Source organism: Saccharothrix tamanrassetensis (genome assembly GCF_014203665.1).
Classification (GTDB): domain Bacteria; phylum Actinomycetota; class Actinomycetes; order Mycobacteriales; family Pseudonocardiaceae; genus Actinosynnema; species Actinosynnema tamanrassetense.
The window spans coordinates 152,579-176,320 of record NZ_JACHJN010000003.1; the positions used below are offsets into that span (position 1 = coordinate 152,579).

Here is a 23,742-nt window from a genome sequence, read left to right on the forward strand (position 1 = left end):
GTTGACGAGGTGCCCAGCATCTCCCGCGACGAGGTCGCGCACCTGGCCCGTCTGGCCAGGCTCGCCGTCACCGACGACGAGCTTGACCTGTTCGCCGGCCAGTTGGACGTGATCCTTCAGTCGGTGGCCACGGTGGGCGACATCGCCACCGCGGACATCCCACCCACTTCGCACGCCGTTCCGCTGACCAACGTGTTCCGCGAGGACGTGGTGCGTCCCAGCCTCGGTCAGCAGCAGGCGCTCGCGGGCGCCCCCGCCGCCGAGGACGGTCGCTTCCGCGTCCCCCGCATCCTGGGTGAACAAGCATGACCGCCGACGTCCCCTTCTCCGCGGAGGCGGAATCATGAACGAGCTGATCCGCAGCACCGCGGCCGAGCTGGCCGCGAAGATCGCGAGCCGCGAGGTCTCCGCCGTGGAGGTCGCGCAGGCGCACCTCGACCGGATCGGCGAGGTCGACGGCGCGGTGCACGCCTTCCTGCACGTCGACACCGAGGGCGCGCTGCGGGCCGCCCGCGCGGTGGACGACGACGTCGCCGCCGGCCGGGCGGTCGGCCCGCTGGCCGGTGTCCCGCTGGCCCTCAAGGACGTGCTCACCGCCCGCGGGATGCCGACCACGTGCGGGTCGAAGCTCCTCGAGGGCTGGCAGCCGCCCTACGACGCCACGGTCACCCGCCGGCTGCGCGAAGCAGGCATCGTGATCCTGGGCAAGACCAACATGGACGAGTTCGCGATGGGCTCGTCCACCGAGAACTCGGCGTTCGGCCCGACCCGCAACCCGTGGGACCTGGACCGCATCCCCGGCGGCTCGGGCGGCGGCTCCAGCGCGTCCCTGGCCGCGTTCGAGGCCCCGCTGGCGATCGGCACGGACACCGGCGGCTCGATCCGCCAGCCCGGCGCGGTCACCGGCACGGTCGGCGTGAAGCCCACCTACGGCGGCGTGTCCCGCTACGGCCTGGTGGCGTTCTCGTCGTCCCTGGACCAGGCCGGTCCGTGTGCCCGCACGGTGCTGGACGCGGCGCTGCTGCACGAGGTCATCGCGGGCCACGACCCGCTGGACTCGACGTCCATCGACGCGCCGGTCCCGCCGGTCGTCGCGGCCGCCCGGGAAGGCGCGACCGGCGACCTGACCGGTGTGCGGGTGGGCGTGGTGACGCAGTTCAGCGGCGACGGCTACCAGCCGGGCGTGCTGCGGTCGTTCGAGGCGGCCGTGGCGCAGCTCAAGCAGCTCGGCGCGGAGATCGTCGAGGTCTCCTGCCCGAGCTTCGACTACGCGCTGCCCGCGTACTACCTGATCGCGCCGAGCGAGGCGTCGTCCAACCTGGCCCGGTTCGACTCGATGCGCTACGGCATCCGGGTCGGCGACGACGGCACGCGCAGCGCCGAGGAGGTCATGTCGCTCACCCGGGAAGCCGGCTTCGGCGCGGAGGTCAAGCGGCGCATCATGATCGGCACCTACGCGCTGTCGTCGGGCTACTACGACGCCTACTACGGCTCGGCGCAGAAGGTGCGGACGCTGATCACCCGCGACTTCGAGCGGGCGTTCGGCGAGGTGGACGTGCTGGTCTCGCCGACCACGCCGACCACCGCGTTCCGGATCGGCGAGCGCACCGACGACCCGATCGCCATGTACAAGGCGGACCTGTGCACCATCCCGGCGAACCTGGCCGGCACGCCCGCCATGAGCGTCCCGAGCGGACTGTCCGACGAGGACGGCCTGCCGGTCGGGTTGCAGGTCATGGCCCCGGCGTTGCAGGAGCACCGGATGTACCGGGTGGCGGCGGCCTACGAGGCCGCCCGCGGCCAGGTCATCGCGGACGTGCCGGCGCTGGCGGGTGCCCGATGAAGAAGGCACGCGGCGCGTTGGCGCTGGTGGGCGCGGTCGGCGCGGCGACCAGCGCGTTCTCCACCCTCAAGTCGGCCCGCGGCGGGAACGACAAGCTGGCGCTCGTGAACGCGGCCGCGAGCATCCTGGTCGCGATCACCGGCGCGGCGCTGGCCGTGCGCGGGCTCCGGAAGGGCGGTAAGGCATGACCCGGGTGGACGAACTCATGGACTACGCCGAGGTCGTCGAGCGGTTCGACCCGGTGCTGGGCCTGGAGGTGCACGTCGAGCTGCACACGAACACCAAGATGTTCTGCGGCTGCGCCAACGTGTTCGGCGGCGAGCCCAACAGCAACGTCTGCCCGACGTGCCTGGGCCTGCCGGGCGCGCTGCCGGTGGTCAACGGCAAGGCGGTGGAGTCGGCGATCCGCATCGGACTGGCGCTCAACTGCTCCATCGCGGAGTGGTGCCGGTTCGCCCGGAAGAACTACTTCTACCCGGACATGCCGAAGAACTTCCAGACGTCCCAGTACGACGAGCCCATCGCGTTCGACGGCTGGCTCGACGTGACCCTGGACGACGGGTCCGTGGTGCGGGTGGCCATCGAGCGCGCGCACATGGAGGAGGACACCGGCAAGTCCCTCCACGTCGGCGGCGCGACCGGCCGCATCCACGGCGCGGAGCACTCGCTGCTGGACTACAACCGGGCGGGCGTGCCGCTGATCGAGATCGTCACCAAGCCGATCACCGGCGCCGGCGAACGCGCCCCCGAGGTGGCCCGCGCCTACGTGACCGCGCTGCGCGACCTGCTCAAGGCGCTGGACGTCTCGGACGTCCGGATGGACCAGGGCTCGCTGCGCTGCGACGCGAACGTGTCGCTGATGCCCAAGGGCGCCACCGAGTTCGGCACCCGCACCGAGACCAAGAACGTCAACTCGCTGCGCAGCGTGGAACGCGCGGTGCGGTTCGAGATGACCCGCCAGGCCGCGGTGCTGGCCGACGGCGGCACGATCACCCAGGAGACCCGCCACTTCGACGAGTCGACCGGCGGCACGTCCCCCGGTCGCACCAAGGAGACCGCGGAGGACTACCGGTACTTCCCGGAGCCCGACCTGGTGCCCGTCGCCCCGTCCCGCGACTGGGTGGAACAGCTGCGCGGCACCCTGCCGGAACTGCCGTGGGAACGCCGCAAGCGCGTCCAGCAGGACTGGGACCTCACCGACGCGGAGCTGCGGGACCTGGTCAACGCCGGCGCGGTGGACCTGGTGACGGCCACAGTGGACGCGGGCGCGACCCCGGCCGAGGCCCGTTCCTGGTGGGTGGCCTACCTGACCAAGGAGGCCAACGCCCGCGGCGTGGAGCTGGCCGAGCTGGCCGTCACCCCGGCGCAGATCGCCCGCGTGGTGGCGCTGGTCAACGCCGGTGAGCTGACCAACAAGCTGGCCCGCGAGGTGGTGACCGGCGTGCTGGCGGGCGAAGGCGGGCCGGACGCCGTCATCGAGGCCCGCGGGCTCAAGGTGGTGTCGGACGACTCGGCGCTGGAGAAGGCGGTCGACGAGGCCTTGGCCGCGCAGCCCGACGTGGCGGCGAAGATCCGCGACGGCAAGGTCGCGGCGGCCGGCGCCATCGTCGGCGCGGTGATGAAGGCGACCAAGGGCCAGGCGGACGCGAAGAAGGTCCGCGACCTGATCATCGCCCGCTGTTCGTAATCGTTCCACTGGTGTTCGAATCCCATTCGAACACAGCAGGCCCGGCCGGTTCGGCCGGGCCTGCTGCGCTTTGTGGGAAGCGGCTGCCGTCCGTCGCGACGCCTGCGCAACGATCATCCACACGGCACTCGACGTATCTGGCCGCCGCAATGCCGCTCCTCCACAACAAGGCGCGCGCATCCTGACACCGGGATCGCGAACCGTGACGGAGGGGGTGCCGACGGTGTCCATTCCAAGCGACCGGTCGGTCGGGTCGTCCCCTTATTGCGGACCCCGCCGTGCCTTCTCTGTGTTAACACGTTCGCCCATTCGAGTGGTAGCGTCGCATCAAACGGGAACTTCGCCCTGGTCAGCGCAACCCGGTAACCGGGAAGTGATTGCTCTCGGTGAATTTAGCTCTCGACGGTGCGTCCATCTGTGTCAGGCTTGAGCCGTTCGGTCGGGCCGGGGGGCCTCCGAATGATCACGCTCACAGCCGAACATCCCCGAATAGCCGGGGTCCGTTGTAGGGGAGGACAACGCATGTCTGCTGGAACCGATCCCAAGCTCGTCGAAGAGATCGACGCCATCGAGAACGACCTGCTGGACGCCACCGCCGAAGCCGCGGCAGCACACTCGTCGGAGCACGGCGGCGCGGGCGGCAACGGCGCGCCGAACGGCGGGCCCGGCGGGGGATCCACCCCGCAGGGCGGCCCGTTCAAGACCACCGGCGACCCGGAGGGTGGGCCGTTCAAGACCACCGGCGACCCGGTCGCCGCACCCGAGGGCGGCGTGGTGAAACTGGCGGCCGGCCCGGTCGTGGTCCCCGAAGGCGGTCCGTTCAAGACCACCGGCGAGCCGGTGGCCGCGGTCGCGGGCGACTCCGACCCCGAGGGTGGTCCGTTCAAGACGACCGACGACCCGGCCGAGCCGGAAGGCGGCCCGTTCAAGACCACCGAACCGCCCGTCGGCGTCCAGTGAGCTGATCGCGGGCGCACTGCCGGCCGGCCCGTATTCCCCGGACGGCTGGCAGTGTGCCCGCGCATTCTGTGCTCTCATATGAACGTGCCCGATCACGGCGGTTCCCCCGGTCGACCGGATGCCGTGGCGGTGGCGAGAGCGCTCCACAAGAAAGCGGTGGAGGCCGCCACAGCCGATCGGTACCTGGTGGCGATCGGGCTCATCCGCAAAGGGCTCGCACTGGTCGACCCGCCGGGCGGCGTCGACGAGCGGCTGGAGGTCCGGACCCGGCTGCTCAACACCCTCGCGTTCTGCCTCGCCGAAACCGGCAGCCTCGAAGACGGCCTCGCGCAGATGGCCGCCGCCCGCGAAGCACTCGCCGACCTGACCGACCCGGCCCTGCGCGACGAGCTGTACAGCCTCGTCGACGGCAACCGCGGCGTCCTGCTCTGCCGGGTCGGCCGCATCGACGAGGGCATCGCCCAACTCGACACCGACATCGCGTTCAACGAACGCCGCCTCGCCGAAGCCACCGGCGACCCGAGCGCCATCGCCGAACTGCTCGTCACCGGCCTGTCCAACCGCGGCATGGCCCACGCCTACCGCACCGACCAGGGGCCCGGCCCCGCCATCGCCGACCTGGACCGCGCCGTCGAACTCGCCGGCCGCTACGGCTTCCAGATCAGGGAAGCCATCGCCACCCACGCGCTGGGCAACGTCCTCCAGCGCGCCGGCGACATCCCGACCGCGCTGCGCCGCTACACCGAAGCCCAACGCGCGTTCCAGGACCTCGAACCCGGACTGCTGATGCGCCTGCGCATCGACCAGTCGGAGGCGCTGATCAGCGTCGGCCTCGCCGACGAAGCCGGCACCCTGCTGGACGACGTGCTGCCCGAACTGCGCCGCCAACGCATCGGCCAGGACGTCGCCGAAGCCGAGCTGTTCCGCGCCGCGGCCGCACTGCTCGACAGCGATCTGGTGCTGGCCAAGCGGATGGCGAACGCCGCACAGCGCAAACTCGCCCGGCGCGGCAGCCCGGCGTGGGCGGCGGTGGCCGGCCTCATCGCGCTGCGCGTGGACGCCCTCAAAGCCCTCGACTCCCACCGCCCGCCCGCCGGCGTCGTGGACCGGGCCCTGGCACTGGCCGCCGAACTGACCGAGCTGAAGCTCTACGACCAGGCGGCGTTCGCCCAGGTGCTCGCCGCCCGGCTGGAAGTCCGGCGAGGCAACACCGAACACGCCGAACGCCTGCTGCGCGACATCCCCAAGTCCCGCCGCATCGCGCCCATCGACCACCGCATGCTGCTCCGCCTGTGCCGGGCGGAACTCGCCCTGGCCCACGGCAACCAGCGCGTCGCCCTCGCGCAGGCGAAAGCGGGCCTGGCCGAACTGGGCCGCATGCGCGACCGCCTCGGCGGCCTGGAACTGGTCTCCGGCACCGCGCTGCACGGCCGCGAGCTGGGTGAACTGGCGGTGCGGCTCGTCCTGGCCGGCGGCGACTCGGCGACCAACGCGCGCCGCCTGTTCACCTGGCTGGAACGCACCAAGGCCCAGCTGTACCGCTACGAACCGTTCGAGTCCACAGTGGACCCGGTGCTGGCCGAGCGCATCACCGAAGTCCGCCAACTCAGCCGCGCCCTGCTGCGCGCCAGGCTCGACGGCCTGCCCACCGCGAAGCTCGTCGCCCGCCTGGCGACCAGCCAACGCGACGCGATGCGCCTCGGGTGGAGCGCCAGCCCCTGGGGCAAACCCCGCCCGGTCACCACCCACGACGAAGTGCTGGCGCGGCTGGGAGACCGCGCGCTGGTCACGTTCGCCTCGTCCGACAACGAGATGGTCGCCGTGGTGCTGGCCGGTGGGCGCGTGCGGATGGTGCGGCTGGGCGCGGCCGACCCGATCACCGAAGCCGCCCGCAGGCTGCACGCCGACCTCAACGCCCTGGCCCCCGACTACCAGCCCCCGGCGCTGGCCCAGGTCATCGCCGCCTCGGCCCGCCGTGAGGCCGAACGCCTCGACCAGGCGCTGCTCCAGCCCCTCGCGGCGATGATCGACGACCGCGAACTGGTGGTCGTGCCGACCGGTGCGCTCTACGTGGTGCCGTGGGGCGTGCTGCCGACGTGCGTCAACCGGCCCACGGTCGTCGCCCCGTCGGCCACCGCGTGGCTGTCCAGCAGCCGGGAGGATGCCGAGCCGGGCAGCGGCGTGCTGCTCGTGCGCGGGCCGGGACTGCAAGCGGCGCAAGGGGAAATCGACCGACTGGCCGGCTACCACGTGGACGCGAAACTCCTGGGCGTGTCCGACGCGAGGGTCACCGCGGTCCTGGAGGCCTTGGACGGCGTCGCCCTCGCCCACATCGCCGCGCACGGCGAGCACGAACCCGAGAACGCCCTGTTCTCCAAGCTGGAGCTGGTGGACGGTGCCCTGTTCGCCCACGAGGTGGGCCGCATGCGCCGCCCACCCCACCGGGTGGTGCTGGCAGCGTGCGAACTGGCCCTCAACCGCGTACGCCCCGGCGACGAACCACTCGGCTTCGCCGGCGCCCTGCTGGCAGGCGGCACCCGGACCGTGATCGCCGCCTCCAGCAAGGTGGGCGACCAACCCTCAGCCGCCGCCATGGCCGACTTCCACCGCAACCTCGCCGCCGGCGCCACCCCGGCCGTAGCGCTGGCCGACGCGGTAGCAGTAGACCCCCTCCGCCGACCGTTCGTCTGCCTGGGCTCAGGCTGACTCGTCCCAGCACGACGTCCTTCTCGCCCGCCTTGATGCGGATGCGACTTCGCCGGACTCCGGCTTGTCGGGCGTCGGACTCCGGCTCGTCGTGCGCCGGCTCGTCGTGCGCCGGCTCGTCGGGCGTCGGACTCCGGCTCGTCGTGCGCCGGCTCGTCGTGCGCCGGCTCGTCGGGCGTCGGACTCCGGCTTGTCGTGGGCTGACTCGCCGTGCATTGACTCGCCTGGACGTCAACCCGCCGGACGCCGGCTCGGCGCCAACCCGCCGGACGCTGACTCGTCGTGCGCGGCTCGCCGGTGATCAGCTCGCCGATGCTGACACCCTGTCCGACTCGCCGATGCTCACACCCTTTCCGAACCGACGCGCGTGACCGGGTCCGCGCGTGGGCGGTTGGTGTGGTGCGGCGTGACCGGTGGGCGTCGAGGGGACAGGGGCGAGGGGTGGGGGAGGGGCAGGCGAGCAGCGGGCGGGTGTCGGGCTGGGGTGGGTGTCGGGCTGGGGGCTGTGACGGGTATCGGACTGGCACTGCGACTGGATCGGGGCGTTGGTCGAACGAGTTCTCGCCGTGTGCCGCGCTCCTTGTTTACGGCAACGAAATCGGTAAGTCGAAAGTGCCCGGATCACGGCAACTCTCGTCAGTTTCGCCCTATCGGGTGATCATGGGCCGCATCCCGCTATCGACCATCACCCTGCTGCGCCACCCTACCGTGGAGATCATCTCGGCGCAGGACGGGTGAAGTCACCCGCCGAAAGGCCGGTTGACCGGAAGTCACCCGACCGGCTAGTCACAGAAGTGTTGCCGGCGAGAGGGGTCTTGATGCGGTCGACGTTGCCAGTCCTGCTGATGTTGGTCAGCACGGTCACCGTGACCACTCCCGCCACGGCCAGCCCCGCCACGCCCGGCACGACCACGCCCGGCACGACTGCTTCCGTCACGTCGGCGTCGACACCGAGTCGCGGCACGGATCCCGGCAACGGTCCGGAGCGAAACGACGTCGCCGCGGCCGACCCGACCACGTCCGCCACCGCCACCGCGCGAGGCGACAACCGGCCGGACGCCAACTCCGGTTATCCCCGGCGCACCCAATTGCGCGTCTATCCCGAAAATCCCGCCGACAAATCGATCAAGCTCGGCCTCGCCCCCTACCATTCGCTCGCCCCGCGCCTGAACGACCTCCAACGCCGCAGCAACCGCATCTCCGTCGAAGTGATCGGCCAGTCGAATTCCGGGCGGGACCTCTACCTCGTCACGCTCACCGCCCCCGAGTCACCCTCCGAAACCCGCCGCCAGGACGCCTGGCGGGACAGGATCGAGAACGACCCGGTCGGCGCCAAGCGCGATCCGTTCCTCCGCAACGCGTACAAGGCACCGGTCTGGATCAATGCCAACATCCACGGCGACGAATGGGAGGGAACCGACGGCGCGCTCCGCGTGATCGAATACCTCGCTACCAGTCCCGATCGTCAGACCACGAATTTTCTGCGGCGCAATAGAATCTACGTGAACCTCACCGCGAATCCGGACGGCAGGGTCGCCGGAACGCGGCCCAACGCCACCGGATTCGATCTCAACCGGGATTTCGTCACCGCGTCGCAGCCCGAAGCCCGCGCGATGCGCGACCTGGTGAAGCGCATCCAGCCCCTCCTCATGCTCGACGAACACGGCTATGTCGCGAACACCCTCATCGAGCCCACCACCCCGCCCCACGGCCAGAACTACGACTTCGACCTCTACCTCAAGCACGGCTACGAAGGCGGCCTGCGCATGGAGGAAGCCGTCCAGACCCTGGGTCACCCGGAGGCCGCCAAGCCGGAAATCCCGTTCCGCGACTACGAACCCGGCGTCTGGGACGGCTGGGCACCGATCTACACCGCGCAGTACTCGATGTTCCACGGCGCGGTCTCCTACACGATCGAGATCCCCATGCGCGTCAACCGTTCCGACTACACCTCACTGCCCGAGTCCGAACTGCGCCGCCGGTCCGGGATCAACACCGATGTGGTGGAAGCGACCATCCGCAGCGCGCTCGGCTACGTGCACCAGCACCGGGATACGTTGGTGGACAACCAGATCGAGATGTTCCGGCGCGGTCTGGCCGGCGAAGCTCAGCGGCACATCCCGGACGGCTTCGTGCCCGGGTTCGGGCCGGAAGACCGCTACACCACGGAGTTCCCGCGCGGGTACGTCATCCCGGTCGGGGGCGATCAACGTTCCGGACAGGCGGCGGCACGTCTGGTCGACCACCTGGTCGCCAACGACGTGCGGGTGAAGCGTGCCGATCGGCCGTTCACGGCGGCGGGGCGCAGGTACCCGGCCGGGTCGTATGTGGTGGACATGCACCAGCCGAAGCGCGCGCTGGCGAACGTGATGCTGGAAGCCGGACGGGACATCTCCGACAAGGTCCCGGTCATGTACGACATCTCGGGGTGGAGTCACCGGCTGCTGTGGGGTGCGTCCGTGGACATCGTCCGCGACGGCCGGCTCGACGTGCGCGGCCGTGACGTCGTAGCCGCCTCGCCCACCGGCTCGGTGGAGGCCGCACCCGGACAGGACCTGGCGCTGCGGCTCGCCGACGGGAAGGACGCCGGCGCCGTCAACGACCTGCTCGGACGCGGGCTGCCGCTGCGCAGGCAGGACGACGGCACGATCGTGGTCCCGGCCGACGCACGCGCGGCAGCCGTCGAAGTCTCCGACAAGTACGGCGTGCGGTTCACGGCCGCGTCCACGGGCGGACAGCCGCTGCGGCGGCCCGTGCTGGCGGGAGCGGTCGCGGCGGACGAGTTGAAAGCGTTGCGGGACATGGGTTTCGAAGTTCGGACAGTGTCCACGGCGGTGTTGAACGACGGATTCGACTGGTCGCGGGTGGACGTGCTGTTCGTGTCGTCCGGTCTGCGCTACGACCAGTTGACCGCCACGGCCAAGGCGTCGTTCGACGCGTTCCTGACGCGCGGCGGCGTGGTTGCCCGAGGAGCGACCGGTGCGCGGTTCAACGCCGATGCGGGCGTGCTCGCGGCACGTGCCGTCGCGGGCAAGGAGGACGCGAACGGCGTCGTTGCGGTGACCGATCGTTCCGGGCGGGCCGGGCACTCGTTCGTCTACGCGCCGTACTGGTTCACAGATCTGGGCACGGGCGTGACGACCGAACAGACCTACCGGGGTCTGGTCGCGGGGCACTGGACCGCCCGCGCCGACGGTTCAGGCGGTCAGAACTCGGCTGTGGGCCAGGCGGCAGTCGTGTCCGGCACCTCGGCACGCGGCGGCAGAGCCGTCCTGTTCGGCACCGAACCGCTGTTCCGCGACCACCCGAAAGGCCTGTACTGGCAGGTCGCGGACGCGATCTACCGCACCACCCGGTAGCCCGGTCCACCGTCCAAGGCGGGCCGGTCGACCCGCCGCACGGGTCGGGTCAGCCGATCCACCGCACGGGTCGGGCTAATCCTGGCCGCCGCGGGCATCGCTCTCGCGGACCAGGATGACCAACCGGTCATCACTGGACACGGGCGCACCGCCGGCGTTCTTGTTCACGGTGCCGACCAGCGCAGTGTTGTCGTCGATCATCACCAGCGCCCCGATCCGGCCGAAACCGGTCTCCGTGTTCAGGTACGGCTCCGGCTTGCCGGTGAAGCTGCCGTCCGGGTTCATCGGCATCACCAGCGTGCCCGGCGTGTTCGAGGTACCCAGCCACATCACGTTGGACAACGACGCGCACCCGTTGATCCCCGGACGCTCCGGCCACGACCACGCCGGGTTGCCCAACGGCTTGCCCGACTCCACCCGGTACAGCAGTTCGGCCGACGCGCCCGCGTCCGTCACCCACGTCTTCGACCCGTCACCCGACACGCACAGCCCACCCGGCGAACGCAGACCGGACGCCAGCACCCGCGAACCCGCCGTCGGGTTGCCCCGCGCGGGCTGGCCCGAGCCGTCGATCCGCAGCACCTTGCCCGCCAGCGACTCCGGGTCGGTGGCCAGCGCCGGGTTGCCCGCGTCACCGGTCGCCACCAGCAGCGCCCCCGCGCGGTCGTAGGCCAGCACACCGCGGTTGCCGGACGGGCCCTTCGGAATCCCCGTCAGCACCGGCTTCGGGACGTCTCCGGGAGCGAGCCGCAGCACGCGGTTGTCGGTCGGAGTCGTCACGTAGACGTATACGAGCTGGTCCTCGGGGTACGTCGGCGACAGCGTCAGCCCGGTGAGACCGCCATCCGTCGACGCGTCCACCTCGAACGTGTGCACCACCACCGGTTCCACGTCCTTGGTGACCTTCACCAGCCGCCCCGTGGCACGCTCGGCGGCCAACGCCGTCACCGCGCCCGTCGTCTGGTTCACGTCCGTCATCGCCACACCCGACACCGGGGACAGGCACGTCCCCACCACCGCCGGGTTGAAGTCCTTGCAGCCCTGCGGCGGCGGCACCGGAGTCGGCTGCTGACCGGGCTGCTGGCCCTGACCAGGGCTCTTCGGCAACTCGCCGGGCAGCTCGGGCCTCGGCCCCGCCTGCGGCGTCAACTGCGGCGCAGGACTCCACCCGGTCGGAGCCGGCTGCTCCGGGAAGCTCGCGCAGCCGACCGCGAGCAGGCCGACAGCGGAGGCGACCAGCAACCCACGGAGTCGTGACACGAGGACCAAGGCTAGGCGCGCGGCCGTGAACGTGAGGTGAGCAGGTCCTCCGCTGACCGCTCCACGGCCAGCTCCACCGCCGCCACCCGGTCCAGCAGCAGCTCCAGCTCGTCCACCACGACCTGCGGGTTCTCCAACAGCAGGAAGTGCGTGTTCGGCAGCAACCTGACCCGCGCCTGCGGCAGACCCGACACCGGGCCGACCACACTGCTCGGCGACGCCAACCAGTCATACCGGGCGGCCAACACTGTTGTGGGGCACGTCACGCCGGTCAGATCCCGTCGTGGCGTGCGGCCCAGCGCGAGCGCCAACGTGAAATACCAGCCCCAGTCGTGCTCCAAGAACCGCCGCAACGCGCTCACCAGCGGTGATCGCAGGTCCGGCACCGGCACGTGGTGCAGCACGGAGTCCAACAGCGGACCGGCCAGCCTGAGCGCGCTCGCCGACGACACCCCGATCAGCCGACGCACGTCCTCCGGCAGCCCCGGGACACCCAGGACGCTCGCGAACGAGTCACCCGGCGCACCCGCCACCAACATCAGCCCCGACACCCGGTCCGGGTGCCTCAGCGCCAACTCGGCCGCCACCGTGACACCCATCGACCAACCCAGCACCACACACCGCTCGATGCCGGCGTCGTCCAGCACGGCCAACGCGTCGCAGACGTGGTCCCGGACCGTGATGCGTGCGGGGTCGTCCGGGCGACCGGAGCCCATGGTGCCGCGGTGGTACCAGCTGTGCACGCGGGCCGCGGGCAGCACCGGCCACGCGGTCGGCACGGCACCCAGACCCGGACTCAACAGCACGTCCGGACCTTCCCCGTCGGTGCGCCACAGCCTGATGCGCGTGCCGTCGCCGGAGAACACGTCACGCTCCCGCATGGCGGACAGTGTGCCGTAGCGTGCGGGTGTGACGCTTACCGTGTTGGTTCCCGATGAGCTCGGTATCCGTGTGCTGTCCGACGTGGAGGGTGTGCGGCCCGTCCTGTACTCCGCGGACTCCGAGCTGCCGCCAGAGGCCGCCGACGCCGAGGTGCTGGTACCGAAATTCCTCCACAACACCGATCCCCGCGAGTTCTTCGGCCGGTTGCCGAAGCTGCGGCTGGTCCAGTTGTTGAGCGCGGGGGTGGAGCGGTTCATCGGCACGGTGCCCGAAGGGGTGATGCTGTCGACGTGCCGGGGAGCGCACGGCGGCAGCACGGCCGAGTGGGCGATCGGGGCGTTGCTGGCGATATATCGGGACTTCCCGGCGTTCGAGCTGGCGCGGCGGGAACGGCGGTGGGACTACCACGTGACCGAGACGTTGCAGGACAAGAAGGTTCTCGTGGTCGGGGCGGGTGACCTGGGGGAGCAGTTCCGGCGGCGGCTGGAGCCGTTCGACGCTTCGGCGACCCTGGTGGGCCGTACCGCGCGTGACGGCGTGCACGGGATGGACGAACTGCCGGAGCTGTTGGGCGGGTTCGACGCGGTGCTGGTGGTGGTGCCGTTGACCGCGGAGACCAGGGGGATGGTGGACGCCGGGTTCCTGTCCCGGATGAAGGACGGGGCGGTGCTGATCAACGCCGCTCGGGGCCCGGTGGTGGACACGGCGGCTCTGGTGGCCGAGTTGGCGACGGGGCGGTTGCGGGCGGCGCTGGACGTGACCGAGCCGGAGCCGTTGCCGGCAGATCATCCACTGTGGACTGTTCCGGGGCTGTTCCTGACGCCGCATGTCGCCGGATCGTGTACTGGTCATGCGGAGCGGGCTTATGCGGTGGTGGCGGGGGAGGTGGCGCGGTTCGCGCGGGGTGAGGAGCCTCGGAACCTCGTGCGGGGGGAGTACTGAGGCGGGTGGCACTGGGTTCGGCCGGGTGCTGAACCCGGGCGGGCGCTGGGATCGGCAGGGCTTGGGTCGGCCGGACTCGGGCACGGCCGGACTCGGGCACGGCCGGACTCGGGCACGGCCGGACTCGGACACGGCCGCGCTGCGGTGCGGCCGGGCCGGCGCTCGGCTGAGCCGGCGCTCGGCCCGGTCGGGCTGAGTCGGGTCGGCTCGGGCCCTGGTACGGCTGGCCGATCGGGGTTCGGCACGGGACGGTTGAGGGTTGAGCCGGGCCGGCGTTCGGCGGCGGGAGCGGGCGGGGGCGCACCAGGGTTGGGTCAGGTCGAATCGCACCGGTCAGGCCGAATCGCATCGAACGCTGAGATACCGTGCCCGATCGAGTGTCGCAACTAGACCATTCGGGTGTAGTCAGGCCGCGTAACGGACGCTCGCGATTGTCCCCCGAACCTCCTAACGTGCGGGTGCGTGGCTACTCACGACGACGGCCCGAAGACTTCGGCCGGCTACTCCGACGACGGTTTCTACGCGACTTCGACGGGTGGCGCGGGAGGAGGAGCACACCACTTCGACGACGGCACCCAGGCGTTCGGCAAGGGCACCAGCCCGTTCGACAAGGACACCAGCAGCTTCGACACCACCGGCTACACCCCGGTCGACACCTTCGGCGAGACCGCGACCACCCACTACGAGGACGAGGACGAGCGCAAGCCGTTCGCCTGGTCCGGCAGCGCCGACCTGGGCCTGCTGGTGCTGCGCGTGGCGCTGGGCGGGGTGTTCATCGGCCACGGCCTGCAGAAGGTGTTCGGCCTGTTCGGCGGCCCCGGCATCGACACGTTCGCCGAGCAGCTCCGCAACGACTTCGGCTTCCGCGAGGCGAAGATCCTCGCGTGGGTCACCGGCGTCACCGAACTGGCGGGCGGCAGCCTGCTGGTGCTCGGCCTGTTCACGCCGCTCGCGGCGGCGGGGATCCTCGGCGTGATGGTCAACGCCATCGTGCTCAAGTACGGCGGCGGACCGCTGCCCGCCGGGGGTGTCAAGGGGTTCCTCACCACCGGCGACGGGATCGAGCTGGAGGTGGCGTACGCGGCGATGGCCTTCGGGCTCATGTTCGCCGGTCCGGGACGGGCCGCGATCGACTACAACCGCAGCTGGTTCCGACACCCGCTGCCGGCGGGCTTCATCTGCTTGGTCCTCGCGGCAGGTGCGACCACCGCGACGCTCCTGGTGTTCCGCTAAGCCTGCCTATGTCGGTCTACGTCGGTGTGCGACAAGCCCGCCGGCTGTTGTGGGGTAGGGCCTGTACGACCTGCCGAGCCGGCCTGGCTTTCGCTGCTTCGTCGGGGGCGTTTCCGCCTGCCCCGCTCCGCCCGCTCCGCTTCACCGGCTCCGCTCGGTTCCTGCTCCGCTTGCTCACCCCGCTCTGCGTAACCGCCCACTCCGCTCTGCGTGACCGCCCACTCCGCTCTGCGTGAACCGCCCGCTCCGCTTGGACCCAACCGCCCGCTCCGCTTGGACCCAACCGCCCGCTCCGCTTGGACCCAACCGCCCGCTCCGCTTGGACCCCTTGAACCGCTCGATCCTCACCGATGGCCCGGCCGGGTGTTGACGGCCGGGCCGTTCGGTCTGCATAGCTTCCCGCCGTGCCGCGCTCCTTGTTTACGGCAACGAAACCGCCGCCTGAAAAGTGCCCGGACCGCCGTCGCTCGAAGAGGTGATCTTGAGGGACGACAACGCTCGCCGGCAGTGATCGGATCCGGTCCACCGCAAGAGCGGTAACCCGATGGCGATCTCGAGTCGGCGATGTACGTCGCCGACTCACGTCACGGTGTGCGTTTGGCGTGCCGGCGGTCTCGGGCGGTGTGCTCGGCGGTTCCGGGCGGTGTGACTGGTGGTGCGTCTGGCGGTGTGCCTAGCGGTTCACGTCGCGGACCGCGCCCTTGGACGCGTCGGTCGTCAGGAGAGCGTAAGCCCGCAACGCCGCCGTCACCGGGCGGACGCGGTCGGCGGGTTGCCACGGCCGCTCGGACGCCTCCATCTTCGCCCGGCGGTCCGCCAGCACCTCGTCGGGCACCAACAGCTCCAACCGCCGCTCGTGCACGTCGATCAGGATCCGGTCGCCGTCCTGCACCAGGCCGATGGTCCCGCCGCCCGCCGCCTCCGGCGACACGTGGCCGATGGACAGCCCCGACGTCCCGCCCGAGAACCTGCCGTCGGTGATCAGCGCGCACTTCTTGCCCAGCCCGGCACCCTTCAGGAACGCCGTCGGGTGCAGCATCTCCTGCATCCCCGGCCCGCCCGCCGGCCCCTCGTAGCGCACCACCAGCACGTCGCCCGCCTGGATCTCCTTGTTCAGGATCACCGACACCGCCTGCTCCTGGGACTCCACGACCCGCGCCGGGCCCTCGAAGCGCCACAGCTCCTCGTCGATGCCCGCCGCCTTGATCACCGCGCCGCGCTCGGCCAGGTTGCCGTGCAGCACCGCCAGCCCGCCGTCCTTCGTGTACGCGTGCTCGACGTCGCGGATGCAGCCGCCCGCCGCGTCGGTGTCCAGCTTGGACCACCGGTTCGAGGTGGAGAACGCCTGCGTGGTGCGCACCCCGCCCGGAGCGGCGTGGAAGAGCTCGACGGCTCGCGGGGACGGCGACTCGGCGCGGACGTCCCAGGCGGACAGCCACGACGCGACGTCGGGGGAGTGCACGGTGCGCACGTCCTCGTTGAGCAGCCCGCCCCGCCACAGCTCGCCCAGCAGCGCGGGGATCCCACCCGCCCGGTGCACGTCCTCCATGTGGTAGTCGGAGTTCGGCGACACCTTGGCCAGGCACGGCACGCGCCGGCTCAGGGCGTCGATGTCGGCCAGCGTGAAGTCGATCCCGCCCTCCTGCGCGGCGGCGAGGATGTGCAGCACGGTGTTGGTCGAGCCGCCCATCGCCATGTCCAGGGCCATCGCGTTCTCGAACGCCGCCCGGGACGCGATCGACCGCGGCAGCACGGACTCGTCGTCCTCGCCGTAGTACCGCCGGCACAGCTCCACGACGGTCCGGCCGGCTTCGGCGAACAGCTCGCGCCGCGCCGAGTGGGTGGCCAGCGTCGAGCCGTTGCCGGGCAGCGCCAGCCCCAGGGCCTCGGTGAGGCAGTTCATCGAGTTCGCGGTGAACATGCCCGAGCACGACCCGCAGGTCGGGCAGGCGGAGCGCTCCACCACGGACAGGCCCTCGTCGTCCACCTCGGGGGACGCCGACGCCGCGATCGCGGTGATCAGGTCGGTCGGTGCGACCGCCACCCCGTCCACCACGACCGCCTTGCCGGCCTCCATCGGCCCGCCGGACACGAAGACGACCGGGATGTCGAGGCGCATGGCCGCGTTGAGCATCCCGGGCGTGATCTTGTCGCAGTTGGAGATGCACACGATCGCGTCGGCCTGGTGGGCGTTCACCATGTACTCGACCGAGTCGGCGATGATCTCGCGGGACGGCAGCGAGTACAGCATCCCGCTGTGCCCCATGGCGATGCCGTCGTCCACCGCGATGGTGTGGAACTCGCGCGGCACGCCGCCCGCTTCGCGAATCGCCTCCGCCACGATGTCGCCGAGGTCGCGCAGGTGCACGTGACCCGGCACGAACTGCGTGTAGGAGTTGGCGATGGCCACGATCGGCTTGCCGAAGTCGCTGTCGGTCATGCCGGTCGCGCGCCACAGCGCGCGGGCCCCGGCGGCGTTGCGGCCGTGGGTCGTGGTGCGGGAACGGAGCGGTGGCACGGCTCCTCCAGAGTCTGTTCAGAACAAGGCTGTGTCGCGAGGAGGCGCGGGGGTGGGCGCCGGAGTCCGGGAGCGGTGCCCCAGAGGCTACTCCCGCCGCAGCGCCGCCGTGACCAGCACGCCCGCCAGCGCGAGTGTGATGACGTGCACTGCGGTGCACCACAGGCAGATCTTGCCGATCAGCACGAACTCGGCCGCGATCAGCCACACCACGAACAGCACGCCGACGCCGACCGAGCCGAGCCGCAGCCAGTGCAGCCGCCGGTCGCGCCAGGCGACCGGCAGGCACAGCAGGGTGATGAACGCGAAGAAGGCCAGGCCCAGGACGGCGACCGGGATGCCGAGGAACTCGGACTGCTCGCTGGTGGTCACCGTGCCGCAGTCGACGACCTCGCCCTCCGCGCACAGCAGCGCGTCCGCCGAGAAGTGCGTCACGGTCAGGTAGGCCGACACCGCGAGGCCCGCGATGGACAGCGCGAGGCTGACCGGCGCGACCCAGCGGACCTGGGTGTTCGAAGTCACTCCGGTGACTCTACGGATTCGGGTGTTGCCTTCGGGTCAGGGACGCGGCCCCGGCTGATCGCGGACAGCGCGGGCAGGTGCCCGGCCCGGACGGCGGGCAGCCGGACCAGCGAACCGTCCGCCAGCACGGCGCTCAGCCAGCCCTTCGGCACCACCTTGATGGCCTTCACGTCGTCCCACGCCACGACCCGCTTGCCGAACGTGCCGCGGGCCACCAGCCGCGTCGGGTCGACCGTGGTCCGGTTGCGCACCACCCACCAGCCGAACCCGAGGGGCAGCAGGTAGACGGCCTGCAGGCCGGGTGCCCCCCACGCGAACGGGGTCGCGCAGATGGCGATGGCGGCCGCCGCGATGAGGGCGGGCGCGGGGATCCGGAACACGAGCTTGTCCACGTCACCGATGGTGCCACCGGTCCTCCGGGCGGGTGATGGCAGCCCCGTTCCAGTCGGCTCCGGCGTCCACGATCCGGGAGTGCCGTCCCGCACAGTTGACGCCCGTCGTAGTTGACGGTTAACGTCACGGCCATGCAGCGCAACCTCGTTCTCGTACTTCCCAGGCGCGTCGCCGCCTAGGCTTATCGAGCTTGCGTCGACGCGCGACCCTCGTCCCACCCGTTCGGGTTGGCGAGGGTTTTTTCGTGCCCGGACCGTGCATTCTCCTTTACCCACGAGGCAGACAGATGACCAGCGCAACTTCGCGACCGGCTCCCGGCGAGCCGCCGTCGCCCCGCCCTGGACCGCGGCCGAAACCGGCCCCGCCGAGCGGCGCCCCCATCCGCGTGACCGGCGCCCAGTCCCTCGTCCGCTCCCTCGAAGCGGTCGGCTGCGAGGTGGTCTTCGGCATCCCCGGCGGCACGATCCTGCCCGCGTACGACCCGCTCCTGGACTCCACGAAGGTGCGCCACATCCTGGTGCGCCACGAGCAGGGCGCGGGTCACGCCGCGACCGGCTACGCGCAGGCCACCGGCAAGGTCGGGGTGTGCATGGCGACCTCCGGCCCCGGCGCGACGAACCTGGTCACGCCGCTCGCGGACGCCAACATGGACTCGGTGCCGGTGGTGGCCATCACCGGCCAGCAGTCCCGGCCGCTGATCGGCACGGACGCGTTCCAGGAGGCCGACATCTGCGGCATCACCATGCCGATCACCAAGCACAACTTCCTGGTCACCGACGCCGCCGACATCCCGCGCGCGATCGCCGAGGCGTTCCACCTGGCGTCCACCGGCCGGCCCGGCCCGGTCCTGGTGGACATCCCCAAGGACGTGCTGCAGGAGATGACGTCCTACTCCTGGCCGCCGGAGCTGCGGCTGCCCGGCTACCGGCCGACCACCCGCCCGCACGGCAAGCAGGTGCGCGAGGCGGCGAAGCTGATCGCGGCGGCCAAGCGGCCGGTGCTCTACGTCGGCGGCGGGGTGATCAAGGCCGAGGCGTCGCCCGAGCTGCTGCGGCTGGCCGAGGACACAAACATCCCGGTCGTCACGACCCTGATGGCGCGTGGCGCGTTCCCCGACTCGCACCGCCAGCACCTGGGCATGCCCGGGATGCACGGCACGGTCTCCGCGGTCGCCGCGATGCAGAAGTCCGACCTGCTGGTCGCCCTGGGCGCGCGGTTCGACGACCGGGTGACCGGGCAGCTGTCCACGTTCGCGCCGGACGCGCTGGTCGTGCACGCCGACATCGACCCGGCGGAGATCTCCAAGAACCGGCGCGCGGACGTGCCGATCGTCGGCGACTGCAAGGAGATCATCACCGAGCTGATCGAGGCGGTCCGGGTCGAGCGGGAGAGCCGCTCCGTCGACCTCACCCCGTGGTGGGAGCAGCTGGACGCGCTGCGCTCCACGTTCCCGCTGGGCTACGACTGGCCGGACGACGGCACGCTGTCGCCGCAGTACGTGATCGAGCGGATCGGCGCGCTGACCCCGGCGGGCACCCTGTTCACCGCGGGCGTCGGGCAGCACCAGATGTGGGCGGCGCAGTTCGTGAAGTACGAGTCGCCGCGCACCTGGATCAACTCCGGCGGCCTGGGCACCATGGGCTACGCGGTGCCCGCCGCGATGGGCGCGAAGGCGGGCGTGCCGGACGTCCAGGTGTGGGCGATCGACGGCGACGGCTGCTTCCAGATGACCAACCAGGAACTGGCCACCTGCGCCATCGAGAACATCCCGATCAAGGTCGCGGTGATCAACAACGGCAACCTGGGCATGGTCCGCCAGTGGCAGACCCTGTTCTACGGGGAGCGGTACTCCAGCACCGACCTGGGCACGCACAAGCACCGCATCCCGGACTTCAAGCTGCTCGCCGAGGCGATGGGCTGCGCCGGCCTGCGCGCCGAGTCGAAGGACGAGGTCGACGAGGTCGTCCGGCAGGCGATGGAGATCAACGACCGCCCGGTGGTCGTCGACTTCGTGGTCGGCAAGGACGCCCAGGTGTGGCCGATGGTCGCGGCGGGCACCGGCAACAGCGAGATCATGGCCGCGCGGGGCATCCGCCCGCTGTTCGACGAGGACGAGTGAGCATGGGCGCCCGCGGGCGGGGACCGCGGCCACCAGGACGGGTGACGGTCCCGGGCAGCCGGACCGGCGAGGATCGAAACGACGAGGACGAGTGATGACGAGGCACACCCTGAGCGTTCTGGTCGAGGACAAACCCGGTGTCCTCGCACGGGTGGCGGGCCTGTTCTCCCGCCGCGGCTTCAACATCGAGTCGCTCGCCGTCGGCCGCACCGAGCACCCCGACATCTCCCGGATGACCATCGTGGTGTCCGTGGAGGAACTGCCGCTGGAGCAGGTCACCAAGCAGCTCAACAAGCTGATCAACGTCATCAAGATCGTGGAGCTGGAGACGACCGCGTCGGTCCAGCGCCAGCTCCTCCTGGTGAAGGTGCGCGCCGACGCCACCGTCCGCAGCCAGGTTTTGGAGACGGTGCAGCTGTTCCGCGCGAAGGTCGTCGACGTCTCCCCGGAGGCGGTCACCGTCGAGGCCACCGGCACCTCCGAGAAGCTCGACGCGCTGCTGCGGATGCTGGAGCCCTACGGGCTCCGCGAGATCGTCCAGTCCGGCATGGTCGCCATCGGCCGTGGCGCCCGATCCATCACCGCGACCGCGGTGCGCTGAGAACACGGCTCCAGCGCCCGCCCGCGGGCCGGCGTGGAACGAAACTAGGAAGGGAAGTACCACCAGTGAGCGTCGAGATCTTCTACGACGACGATGCCGACCTGAGCGTCATCCAGGGGCGCAAGGTCGCGGTCATCGGCTACGGCAGCCAGGGCCACGCGCACGCGCTGAGCCTGCGCGACTCCGGCGTCGACGTCCGGATCGGCCTCCCCGAGGGCTCCAAGTCCCGGGCGAAGGCCGAGGAGGAGGGTCTGCCGGTCGGCACGCCCGCCGAGGTCTCCGCCGAGGCGGACCTGATCATGATCCTGGCGCCGGACACCGCGCAGCGGCACATCTACGCGCAGGACATCGCGCCGAACCTGAAGGACGGCGACGCGGTCTTCTTCGGCCACGGCTTCAACATCCGCTACGGCCTGATCACGGTTCCGTCCAACGTGGACGTCGCCATGGTCGCGCCGAAGGGCCCCGGCCACCTGGTGCGCCGGCAGTTCGTGGACGGCAAGGGCGTGCCCGCGCTGATCGCGGTCGAGCAGGACGCGACCGGCAACGCGCAGGCGCTCGCGCTGTCCTACGCCAAGGGCATCGGCGGCACCCGGGCGGGCGTCATCAAGACGACGTTCAAGGAGGAGACCGAGACCGACCTGTTCGGTGAGCAGGCGGTGCTCTGCGGTGGCGCGTCGGCGCTGGTGCAGGCGGGCTTCGAGGTGCTGACCGAGGCGGGCTACGCCCCCGAGGTGGCCTACTTCGAGTGCCTGCACGAGCTGAAGCTGATCGTCGACCTCATGTACGAGGGCGGCATCGCGCGGATGCGCTACTCCATCTCGGACACCGCCGAGTACGGCGACCTCACCCGCGGCCCGCGCGTCGTCACGCCCGCGGTCAAGGAGGAGATGCGCAAGATCCTGGGCGAGATCCAGGACGGCACCTTCGCCACCGAGTGGGTGAACGAGGACGACGCCGGCCGCGGCAACTACAAGAAGTTGCAGCAGGAGGGCGAGCAGCACCCGATCGAGGAGGTCGGCAAGAAGCTGCGCGGCCTGATGTCCTGGGTCGACCGGCCGATCACCGAGACCGCCTGAGTCCGGGCCCGAGTCCTGGCCCGGGTCTCCTCTCCCCGGACGGAGCCCGCGGTGTTCACCGACGCCGCGGGCTCCGGTATATCTAGGCGCCATGAGCGACAGCGCGCCGATCTACGACGACAAGGCCCACGTGCGGGGCAACCTCGACCTCACGGGCGCCGCCTGGATCCGCAGCGACGAAGGCGCCGAGGACGAGGAGGAGCACGTCGAGATCGCGTTCGTCGAGCACACCGACGGCGTGACCTACACGGCGATGCGCAACTCCGCCCACCCCGAGGGGCCGGTGCTGGTGTTCACCCCCGCCGAGTGGGAGGCGTTCATCCTGGGCGTCAAGGACGGGGAGTTCGACGAACCCTGGTAGGTCGACGAACCCCCTTTGTAGGGTCTCAGGCCCTGTGACCGATTCCCGGTTCTGAGGGCCACCGGATGGCCGATTGGACATCCGGTGGAGACGGCATCGTCGATTCAGCGCCCTGTCCACTCGATTGAGTGAACAGGGCGCGGAGCGCGTGTGGGCGGTCTGACGGTCCCTATGGTGAGGACACGGCAGGGCGACGACGGCGATCATGATGGGCGTCCCTGGCCGCGGGCGGACCGTTCCTGTTGTGTTTAAGGCCAGTGGGACGTCGAATCTCCCAGCGCGTAATCAGTCCTCCTGTCGCGCGTCGGCGTGGCCGGCGAGCCGGCTGGCCAGTGCTCGCACCAGGTCGCGGAGGGCGTCGGGTTGTTCAACGACGAACGGCCGATCGAGCGCGGCGAGCAGGGGTGGTATCCATTCGAGCCGTTGTGCCCGTATCCGGGCCCGCACCCAGGAAGTGCCGGGATCGATCTCCTCCAGCTGGGCGACCGACGGCGGGAGGACGGAGCGGATCTGTTCGGGCGTCGATCGAATCCGCACGGATACCTCGTGCTGGTACGGCGTCTCGGCGATCGCGGTCAGCACCCGCTGGGCCGGGTCGAATCCGACTGGTACGTCGAACGTTCCGACGTGCATCTCGACGGTCGTGATCCGGTCGACGCGGAACGTTCGCACCTGCCCGCTGGCGGAGTCGAAGCCGGTCACGTACCAACGCCCGGAGTGGGCCACGACCCCGTACGGATGGACGACGCGTTCGCTGGCACCGCCGTGGCCGGCGATGTAGCCAAGATCGACCGGGTGACGATCCCGCGCCGCCTCCGCGACGGTGAGCAGGACCTCGGCCTCCGCCGTGAGCGCCGATCGTGCGGGCGCGGTGAAGTCGGCGACCTCCAGCAGCGCGTCGAGCCGGCGGCCAAGAGCTTCGGGCAGCACTCGACGGACTTTCGCGACCGCGCTCTCGGCGGCCGCGGCCGAGGTGCTGAGCAACCCGGCGCGCCGGCCTGCGACCAGACCGAGCAGGACAGCGAGTGCCTCCTCGTCGGTGAGCATCAGCGGAGGCATCCGATAGCCCGGGGACAGGCTGTACCCGCCGTGCCGCCCGCGCACCGAGCGGACCGGGATGTCCAGGTCGAGGAGGTGACCGACGTAGCGGCGGACGGTGCGCTCGTCCACGTCGAGTCGCTCGGCGAGCTCGGCGACGGTCCGGGTACCTCCGCGCTGGAGGATCTCCAGCAAGGCCAGTACACGGGCGATTGGCCGAGTCACGCACAAGATCCTCC

General features: G+C 70.9%; 19 protein-coding genes. 13 read left to right on the forward strand and 6 right to left on the reverse strand.

Annotated elements, in window-relative coordinates:
* Window positions 1-9: 9 nt before the first annotated feature.
* The 7 genes from gatC to FHS29_RS09845 all read left to right on the forward strand — a co-directional run bounded on the left by gatC (window position 10) and on the right by FHS29_RS09845 (window position 10,555).
* A complete protein-coding gene (gene gatC / locus FHS29_RS09815) occupies window positions 10-309 on the forward strand; it encodes an Asp-tRNA(Asn)/Glu-tRNA(Gln) amidotransferase subunit GatC (protein ID WP_184690262.1) in 300 nt (99 codons plus the stop codon).
* A 34-nt stretch (window positions 310-343) separates the two neighbouring features.
* On the forward strand, window positions 344-1,843 hold the full coding sequence (gene gatA, locus FHS29_RS09820; RefSeq protein WP_184690263.1) for an Asp-tRNA(Asn)/Glu-tRNA(Gln) amidotransferase subunit GatA: 1,500 nt from the start codon (window positions 344-346) through the stop codon (window positions 1,841-1,843).
* Window positions 1,840-2,031: a hypothetical protein gene (locus FHS29_RS09825; RefSeq protein WP_184690264.1), complete on the forward strand. Its 192-nt coding sequence runs from the start codon at window positions 1,840-1,842 to the stop codon at window positions 2,029-2,031. Before gatA ends, FHS29_RS09825 begins: the two co-directional genes overlap by 4 nt.
* Window positions 2,028-3,530 carry an Asp-tRNA(Asn)/Glu-tRNA(Gln) amidotransferase subunit GatB gene (gene gatB / locus FHS29_RS09830; protein ID WP_184690265.1) on the forward strand — a complete coding sequence of 501 codons (1,503 nt, stop codon included), beginning with the start codon at window positions 2,028-2,030 and terminating at the stop codon, window positions 3,528-3,530. Before FHS29_RS09825 ends, gatB begins: the two co-directional genes overlap by 4 nt.
* Window positions 3,531-4,052: 522 nt before the next feature.
* Window positions 4,053-4,490, forward strand: coding sequence for a hypothetical protein (locus FHS29_RS09835; protein WP_184690266.1), 438 nt, complete (start codon window positions 4,053-4,055; stop codon window positions 4,488-4,490).
* Window positions 4,491-4,619: 129 nt separating this feature from the next.
* Entirely contained in the window at window positions 4,620-7,196 is a 2,577-nt protein-coding gene (locus tag FHS29_RS09840) for a CHAT domain-containing protein (RefSeq protein ID WP_312864845.1), read from the forward strand.
* Between the two features lie 818 nt (window positions 7,197-8,014).
* Complete coding sequence (locus FHS29_RS09845) at window positions 8,015-10,555, forward strand: M14 family zinc carboxypeptidase (protein ID WP_184690268.1); 2,541 nt, start codon at window positions 8,015-8,017, stop codon at window positions 10,553-10,555.
* 75 nt (window positions 10,556-10,630) lie between these two features.
* On the opposite strand, the gene FHS29_RS09850 is transcribed toward FHS29_RS09845, so the two are convergent.
* Both FHS29_RS09850 and FHS29_RS09855 read right to left on the reverse strand, forming a co-directional pair.
* On the reverse strand, window positions 10,631-11,815 hold the full coding sequence (locus tag FHS29_RS09850) for a PQQ-dependent sugar dehydrogenase (RefSeq protein WP_184690269.1): 1,185 nt from the start codon (window positions 11,813-11,815) through the stop codon (window positions 10,631-10,633).
* A gap of 11 nt (window positions 11,816-11,826) precedes the next feature.
* Entirely contained in the window at window positions 11,827-12,696 is an 870-nt protein-coding gene (locus FHS29_RS09855; protein ID WP_221455733.1) for an alpha/beta fold hydrolase, read from the reverse strand.
* A 28-nt stretch (window positions 12,697-12,724) separates the two neighbouring features.
* Here FHS29_RS09855 and FHS29_RS09860 point away from each other — a divergent pair, with 28 nt between their 5' ends.
* Both FHS29_RS09860 and FHS29_RS38075 read left to right on the forward strand, forming a co-directional pair.
* A complete protein-coding gene (locus FHS29_RS09860; protein ID WP_184690270.1) occupies window positions 12,725-13,639 on the forward strand; it encodes a 2-hydroxyacid dehydrogenase in 915 nt (304 codons plus the stop codon).
* 462 nt (window positions 13,640-14,101) lie between these two features.
* Window positions 14,102-14,872, forward strand: a complete 771-nt coding sequence (locus tag FHS29_RS38075) for a DoxX family protein (RefSeq protein WP_184690271.1) — start codon at window positions 14,102-14,104, stop codon at window positions 14,870-14,872.
* 673 nt (window positions 14,873-15,545) lie between these two features.
* Here the strand turns inward: FHS29_RS38075 and ilvD are convergent.
* The 3 genes from ilvD to FHS29_RS38080 all read right to left on the reverse strand — a co-directional run bounded on the left by ilvD (window position 15,546) and on the right by FHS29_RS38080 (window position 18,304).
* Window positions 15,546-17,390, reverse strand: a complete 1,845-nt coding sequence (gene ilvD, locus FHS29_RS09870; protein WP_184690272.1) for a dihydroxy-acid dehydratase — start codon at window positions 17,388-17,390, stop codon at window positions 15,546-15,548.
* Window positions 17,391-17,477: 87 nt separating this feature from the next.
* Window positions 17,478-17,912, reverse strand: a complete 435-nt coding sequence (locus FHS29_RS09875; protein ID WP_184690273.1) for a vitamin K epoxide reductase family protein — start codon at window positions 17,910-17,912, stop codon at window positions 17,478-17,480.
* Window positions 17,909-18,304 (reverse strand): PH domain-containing protein, encoded by a 396-nt coding sequence (locus FHS29_RS38080; RefSeq protein WP_184690274.1) that lies wholly within the window; start codon window positions 18,302-18,304, stop codon window positions 17,909-17,911. Before FHS29_RS38080 ends, FHS29_RS09875 begins: the two co-directional genes overlap by 4 nt.
* Before the next feature lie 287 nt (window positions 18,305-18,591).
* On the opposite strand from FHS29_RS38080, the gene FHS29_RS09885 reads away from it, so the two are divergent.
* From FHS29_RS09885 to FHS29_RS09900, 4 genes are all read left to right on the forward strand, one after another.
* The gene (locus FHS29_RS09885) at window positions 18,592-20,424 is read left to right on the forward strand and encodes an acetolactate synthase large subunit (RefSeq protein ID WP_184690275.1); all 1,833 of its coding nucleotides are present in this window, start codon (window positions 18,592-18,594) and stop codon (window positions 20,422-20,424) included.
* Window positions 20,425-20,518: 94 nt separating this feature from the next.
* Window positions 20,519-21,025, forward strand: a complete 507-nt coding sequence (ilvN, locus tag FHS29_RS09890; protein ID WP_015104554.1) for an acetolactate synthase small subunit — start codon at window positions 20,519-20,521, stop codon at window positions 21,023-21,025.
* Window positions 21,026-21,090: 65 nt separating this feature from the next.
* Window positions 21,091-22,104: a ketol-acid reductoisomerase gene (gene ilvC / locus FHS29_RS09895; protein ID WP_184690276.1), complete on the forward strand. Its 1,014-nt coding sequence runs from the start codon at window positions 21,091-21,093 to the stop codon at window positions 22,102-22,104.
* Between the two features lie 91 nt (window positions 22,105-22,195).
* Window positions 22,196-22,465, forward strand: a complete 270-nt coding sequence (locus FHS29_RS09900) for a DUF397 domain-containing protein (RefSeq protein WP_184690277.1) — start codon at window positions 22,196-22,198, stop codon at window positions 22,463-22,465.
* Window positions 22,466-22,750: 285 nt separating this feature from the next.
* Here the strand turns inward: FHS29_RS09900 and FHS29_RS09905 are convergent, their stop codons facing one another.
* Entirely contained in the window at window positions 22,751-23,728 is a 978-nt protein-coding gene (locus tag FHS29_RS09905) for a helix-turn-helix transcriptional regulator (RefSeq protein WP_184690278.1), read from the reverse strand.
* Window positions 23,729-23,742 lie beyond the last annotated feature (14 nt).

Excerpts from the sequence above, each read along its gene's own strand:
- gatA (WP_184690263.1), top strand. The coding sequence starts at position 344 with ATGAACGAGCTGATCCGCAGCACCGCGGCCGAGCTGGCCGCGAAGATC.
- FHS29_RS09825 (WP_184690264.1), top strand. The coding sequence starts at position 1,840 with ATGAAGAAGGCACGCGGCGCGTTGGCGCTGGTGGGCGCGGTCGGCGCG.
- gatB (WP_184690265.1), top strand. The coding sequence starts at position 2,028 with ATGACCCGGGTGGACGAACTCATGGACTACGCCGAGGTCGTCGAGCGG.
- FHS29_RS09835 (WP_184690266.1), top strand. The coding sequence starts at position 4,053 with ATGTCTGCTGGAACCGATCCCAAGCTCGTCGAAGAGATCGACGCCATC.
- FHS29_RS09845 (WP_184690268.1), top strand. The coding sequence starts at position 8,015 with ATGCGGTCGACGTTGCCAGTCCTGCTGATGTTGGTCAGCACGGTCACC.
- FHS29_RS09855 (WP_221455733.1), bottom strand. The coding sequence starts at position 12,696 with ATGCGGGAGCGTGACGTGTTCTCCGGCGACGGCACGCGCATCAGGCTG.
- FHS29_RS09885 (WP_184690275.1), top strand. The coding sequence starts at position 18,592 with ATGACCAGCGCAACTTCGCGACCGGCTCCCGGCGAGCCGCCGTCGCCC.
- ilvN (WP_015104554.1), top strand. The coding sequence starts at position 20,519 with ATGACGAGGCACACCCTGAGCGTTCTGGTCGAGGACAAACCCGGTGTC.
- FHS29_RS09900 (WP_184690277.1), top strand. The coding sequence starts at position 22,196 with ATGAGCGACAGCGCGCCGATCTACGACGACAAGGCCCACGTGCGGGGC.